Consider the following 1,033-nt stretch of genomic DNA (forward strand, 5'->3'; position numbering starts at 1 on the left):
GCAATGATTGGTTTTGTCGTGTCCACCGTCCAAGTGTAAGTAATAACTTTTTCATCCGCCACATTGTTGCAGGCATCCGTAAAGTTGGCAGTCCAAGTTTGAGATTTTGCACAAGCAGTACCAGTCACTCCACTGTCAACGACAGTGATTGAACCCGGGCTGCAAGCTTCGGTCAAGGTGAATTCCGGCGCAACGATTGTTGGGTTACACCCTTTGTTTTCGCTTACTGCGGTAGTTGCAATGATTGGTTTTGTCGTGTCCACCGTCCAAGTGTAAGTAATGCTTACCTGATCGGCTGCATTGTTGCAGGCATCCGTAAAGTTGGCAGTCCACGTTTGGGATTTTGCACAATCGGTACCAGTCACTCCACCGTCAACGACAGTGATTGAACCCGGGCTGCAAGCTTCGGTCAAAGTGAAGACCGGCGCAACGATTGTTGGATTGCATCCTTTGTCTCCGCTTGCAGCGGTAGTTGCAATGATTGGTTTTGTCGTGTCCACCGTCCAAGTGTAAGTAATAACTTTTTCATCCGCCACATTGTTGCAGGCATCCGTAAAGTTGGCAGTCCAAGTTTGAGATTTTGCACAATCGGTACCTGTTACTCCACCGTCAACGACAGTGATTGAACCCGGGCTGCAAGCTTCGGTCAAGGTGAATTCCGGCGCAACGATTGTTGGGTTACACCCTTTGTTTTCGCTTACTGCGGTAGTTGCAATGATTGGTTTTGTCGTGTCCACCGTCCAAGTGTAAGTAATGCTTACCTGATCGGCTGCATTGTTGCAGGCATCCGTAAAGTTGGCAGTCCACGTTTGGGATTTTGCACAATCGGTACCAGTCACTCCACCGTCAACGACAGTGATTGAACCTGGGCTGCACGCTTCGGTCAAAGTGAAGACCGGCGCAACGATTGTTGGATTACATCCTTTGTTTTCGCTTGTTGCGGTAGTTGCAATGATTGGTTTTGTTGCATCAACTGTCCAAGTGTAAGTAATGCTTACCTGATCGGCTGCATTGTTGCAGGCATCCGTAAAGT

At 48.5% G+C, this 1,033-nt stretch carries 1 protein-coding gene; it reads right to left on the reverse strand.

The window, feature by feature from the left end:
• The coding region (locus BUC16_RS17775) for a hypothetical protein (protein WP_170860890.1) at positions 1-1,033 on the reverse strand (1,033 nt) is incomplete at both ends.

This window comes from Flavobacterium fluvii, from assembly GCF_900129545.1.
Lineage (GTDB): Bacteria > Bacteroidota > Bacteroidia > Flavobacteriales > Flavobacteriaceae > Flavobacterium > Flavobacterium fluvii.